We start from the raw sequence: 4,746 nt of genomic DNA, 5'->3' as shown, positions 1-4,746 counted from the left end.
ATCGAGGCCGACGATACGGCGGGCCGCCCGCTGGCGCAGACGGCGGCGGGGCGGCTCATGCTGCTGCTGGCCGAAGTGCTGGCCGAGCAGGCCGCGCCGGTGCCGCTGATCGCGCTGCTGGTTCATCCGCTGGCAGGCGGCGGGGAAGGCGAAGGTGTGGGGCGCGCGCGCTGGCTGGAGGCGGCACGCAAACTCGATCTTGCCTTGCGCGGCCCGCGTCCCGGTGCCGGTCTGGCGGCTCTCGCCGATCTCGCGGAGCAGGAAAAGCTGGGCGAGTGGTGGCGTGAGGTGGAGAGCGTGCTGGTGCCGCTCTTCGCCTTGATGGAGGGCGAGCCTCTGGAAGCGATGCTCGGAACGCTCGTGGATGCTGCCGAAGCGCTGTGCGGCGAAGCGATCTGGACCGGCGCCGACGGCCGCAGCCTCAGCGCCATGGTCGAGGAACTGCGCGGCGCGGCAGGCTCGGCGGGAACGCTGTTCGACCCGCGCGAGCTTCACGCCATGCTGCGCGATGCCATGGACCGGGTTTCGGTGCGCCCGCCCTGGGGCGGCCATCCTCGCGTCTCGATCTATGGCTTGCTGGAAGCGCGGATGAGCCGCGCCGATCTGGTGATCTGCGGCGGGCTCGTCGAAGGCGTCTGGCCTGCCTCGCCGTCGCAGGATGCGCTCCTGCCGCCCGCCGTGCTGCGCGCTCTGGGCGTGCCGGGGGCGGACTTCCGCATCGGCCTGGCCGCGCATGACCTTGCCGCCGCGCTGGGCGCGCCCGAAGTCGTGCTGAGCTGGGCCTTGCGCGATGCGGGCGGGCCGGTGATCCCTTCGCGCTTCGTGCTGCGCGTCAAGGCGCTGCTGGGCGAACAGGCGGTGCGCCATGTCGAGAGCGAGGCGCTGCGTCTGGCGCGCATGCTCGACGATGCGCCTCCGGTTGCGGGCCATGCGCGTCCGCAGCCGATGCCCTCTGCCGAACAGCGCCGCGTCGATCTGGCGGTGACCGGGCTGGACCGCTTGCGCGGCGATCCTTACGAATTCTACGCCAATGCCATCCTGCGCCTGCGCAAGCTGGACGCGCTCGATGCCGAGCCGAGCGCGGCGTGGAAGGGCGAAGTCGCGCACAAGATTCTGGAACTTTGGCACCTGGCCGGCGAGCCGGTGGACGGGCTCCACGCGATCGCGCAGGAGGTGCTGACCGAGAAGAACGCGCACCCGCTGATGCGCGCGCTCTGGTGGCCGCGCCTCTCCGCCGCGCTCGATACGTTCCGCGAGCTTGTGCTGGCGCACAAGACGGCCGGCCGCCGGGTCGTCGCGAGCGAGGCCTGGGGCGACATGCGCTACCGCGACATCCGCATCCACGGCCGCGCCGACCGGATCGACCGCCTGCCCGACGGTTCGCTGGCGGTGGTCGACTACAAGACCGGCTCTCCGCCGACGCCGCGCCGCGTGGAGGAAGGCTTCGCGCTGCAACTCGGCCTGATCGCGCTGATTGCGCAGGCGGGGGGCTTCAAGGACATGCAGGGCCGCGAGATAACGGGCGAGGCGGGTGAGTTCGAATACTGGTCGATGGCCAAGGACAAGAACCGGTTCGGCTATGCCACCACCCCGCTGAAGGTCGGCAAGCGGCGCTCCGGGATCGAGCCGGACGACTTCCTGCCTGAAACCGAGCGCTATTTGAACGACGCGCTGGACCGCTGGATTCTCGGCACCGAGCCGTTCACCGCGCGGCTCAATCCCGAACTCGGGTCTTATGCGGATTACGACCAGCTGATGCGCCTCGACGAATGGATCACCTCGCTCGGCAGCCGCGAGCGCCCCGGAACTGCCGGGGAGGACGCAGCATGAGCGGCCCCGCCGCCGTCCATCCGCTGCACGGCAACCAGATGCTGGCGGTGAACCCGCGCGATACCGTGTGGCTTTCCGCCTCGGCGGGCACCGGCAAGACGCAAGTGCTGTCCTCGCGCGTGCTGCGGTTGCTGTTGCAGGAGGGCGTCGATCCTTCGCAGGTATTGTGCCTTACATTCACCAAGGCAGGCGCGACGGAAATGGCCGCGCGCATAAACGGCACGCTGGCCGAATGGGTGCGGCTGGAGGACACCCTGCTGTTCCAGCGCCTCGATGCGATCGGCGCGCCCACCGACCCCGAGACCCGTGCCCGCGCGCGCACGCTGTTCGCCGCCGTGCTGGACAGTCCGGGCGGCGGCCTGAGGATCGACACGATCCACGCCTTCTCGCAGTGGCTGCTGGCGACGTTCCCGCTCGAAGCGCAGCTCGTGCCCGGCACCCGGCCGATGGAGGACCGCGAGCGCGCGCTGCTGGCGCGTCAGGTGCTCGCGGATCTGCTTGTGGCCGCCGAGACGGATGCCTTCGACGGCCCGCAATTGCTCGGCGCCATCGCCCAGCTTTCGCTGCGGCACGGGCCGGATTCAGTGGTCGATTTCCTGCTGCGCTGCGCCGGCGCGCGAGAGGCCTGGTTCGGGCCGGGTTCGTGGCAGGCGGGCGACATCCATAGCCATGTGCTGCGCCTGCTAGGCCTGCCCGCAGAGGCTGGGGACGACCTGCTCGCGGAGATGTGCGGAGATGAAGCCTTCGACGTGCGTTCGCTGCGGAAATGCTGCGAAGTGCTGGCCGAGTGGAACACCGCCACCGCGCACAAGGCCACCGACGTGCTGGTGCCGTGGCTCACCTGGAGTGCGGCGAAGCGGGCGGAGGGGATCGACGATCTTCACGCCGCGCTCTTCACCAAGGACGACAGCGTCCGCAGCCTCAACCACCTTGCCAAGCGCGATCCCGATTACGAAGGCTATGCCCTGCGCGTCGGCGAGTGCCTTGCGAAAATCCGCGAGACGAAGGCGCTGCTCGGTCTGGCGGCAAGGCTGGTCCCGGCAATGCGCCTCGGCCGCGCCTTCGCGCTCGCCTGGGACGAGGCGAAGCAGCGCGAGGGGCTGATCGACTTCGACGACCAGATCCGCCGCGCCGCCGACCTGCTGCGCGGACAGGCCTCGGCCGACTGGATCCGCTACAAGCTCGACCGCCGTTTCGATCATATCCTCGTCGACGAGGCGCAGGATACCAATGCCGCGCAGTGGGACATCGTCTTCGCCATGGCGGAGGAATTCTGGGCGGGCGAAGGGCAGCGCGAAGGCCATCCCCGAAGCCTGCTGCGCACGCTCTTCGTGGTGGGCGACTACAAGCAGGCGATCTTCCGCTTCCAGGGCACCAGCCCGGAGAACTTCCGCCGCGCCGCAGATCGCGTGCGCGGGCGGATGGGCGATGCCGCCGATAACGCCGACATGCTGCGCAGCGAAATCGCCGCGCGCCCGCTGCTGGAACTCGGGCTGGACCGCAGTTTCCGCACGGCGCAGCCGGTGCTCGATTTCGTGGACGAGGCCATTGCCGGGATCGGCCACACCCGCTTCGGCCTCGACCGTCCCGCCGAGCGCCACGTCGGGCAGGAGCGACCGGGCTATGTCGCCTTGTGGAAGCCGGTATCCGAACAGATCGGCGAGGACGACGACGAGCCGCTCGAAGACGGCGACGACAACGACGGCCAGCAGCCCAACTGGCTCTCGCGGCCGGACCGTCAGATGGCCGAGCGTATCGCCCAGCAGGTGCGGGAATGGCTCGATCCCTCGGGACCGGGCTTCACCCTCCACAAGGGCCGGCAGCGCCGGGCGGGCGCGGGCGATGTCATGGTGCTGGTGCGCCAGCGCAAGGAACTGGCCGGACTGATCGTCGCGCGGCTTCATGCGGCGGGCGTGCCGGTCGCGGGCGTCGACCGCCTGCGCCTGGGCGCGCCGCTGGCGGTGAAGGACCTGATCGCGGCGCTGCGCTTTGCGGTGCAGCCGCTCGACGACCTTAATCTCGCCGCTCTGCTGGTCTCGCCGCTGGTGGGCTGGAGCCAGGAGCAATTGCTGCGCTTCGGCTACCGCGACAGGCATCGGCGGCTCTGGGAGCATCTGCGCACCCAGTCCGGCCCGGACGTCGGGCCCGTGCTCCAGCAACTGGGCGACCTGCTCACGCGCGCGGACTTTACGCCGCCGCAGGACATGTTGCACTGGCTGCTGGTCGGGCCCTGGCAGGGACGGCGCAAGCTGGTGGCGCGGCTCGGCAGCGAGGCGAACGACCCGATCGACGAACTGGTCAACGCCGCGCAAGCCTATGTCGCCACCGACACGCCCAGCCTTGCGGGCTTCCTTGCCTGGTTCGACGCGGGTGACGGCGAGCTGAAGCGCGAGGCGGATGCCGCATCGGGCCTGGTCCGGGTGATGACCGTCCACGGCTCGAAGGGGCTTCAGGCGCCGATCGTCATTCTGGCCGATGCCACCGGCAACCCGGAGGCCGCGCGCGATCGGGGCTTCGATCTGGCCGACCCGCGCGAGGAACGCCGCAAGGTGCCGCTGCCGCCGCTGTCGAAGGAAGAGAAGGTCGGCCGCATCGCCGCGCAGATCGCCGCCAACCGCGAGGGCGACGAGCAGGAGCACTGGCGCCTCCTCTATGTCGCCATGACCCGCGCGGAGGAAGCGCTGTTCGTGGGCGGGGCGCTCGGAAGGCGGGACAAGGACGGTCCGGCGGAGAAGAGCTGGTACGCCAGCCTGCGCGCCCTGTTCCCGGCCGAAGCGGAGGTCGAGGACGCGATCTGGGGAACGCGCTGCGAGAACGGCCCGGTGCCGGCACCGCTGCCCGCGGAAGTGCGCTCGGTGGAACTGCCCTTGCGCGAACCTTTGCCGCGCTGGCTGGAGCGTGCGCCGCCCGCCGAGC

At 70.4% G+C, this 4,746-nt stretch carries 2 protein-coding genes; both read left to right on the top strand.

Features of this window, described 5'->3' with window-relative positions; genetic code table 11:
- Positions 1 to 1,830, top strand: a 1,830-nt coding sequence (locus ACI3K3_RS25385) for a PD-(D/E)XK nuclease family protein (protein WP_404918849.1), incomplete at its 5' end; no start/stop codon positions are given.
- On the top strand, positions 1,827 to 4,746 hold a 2,920-nt coding region (locus ACI3K3_RS25380; RefSeq protein ID WP_404918847.1), incomplete at its 3' end, for a UvrD-helicase domain-containing protein. The genes ACI3K3_RS25385 and ACI3K3_RS25380, both read left to right, overlap by 4 nt.

It is taken from the genome of Novosphingobium sp. ZW T3_23 (assembly GCF_044987305.1).
Lineage (GTDB): Bacteria > Pseudomonadota > Alphaproteobacteria > Sphingomonadales > Sphingomonadaceae > Novosphingobium.
Note: the sequence above shows the minus strand (reverse complement) of the source record. Positions and strands in the feature narration are given on the sequence as shown.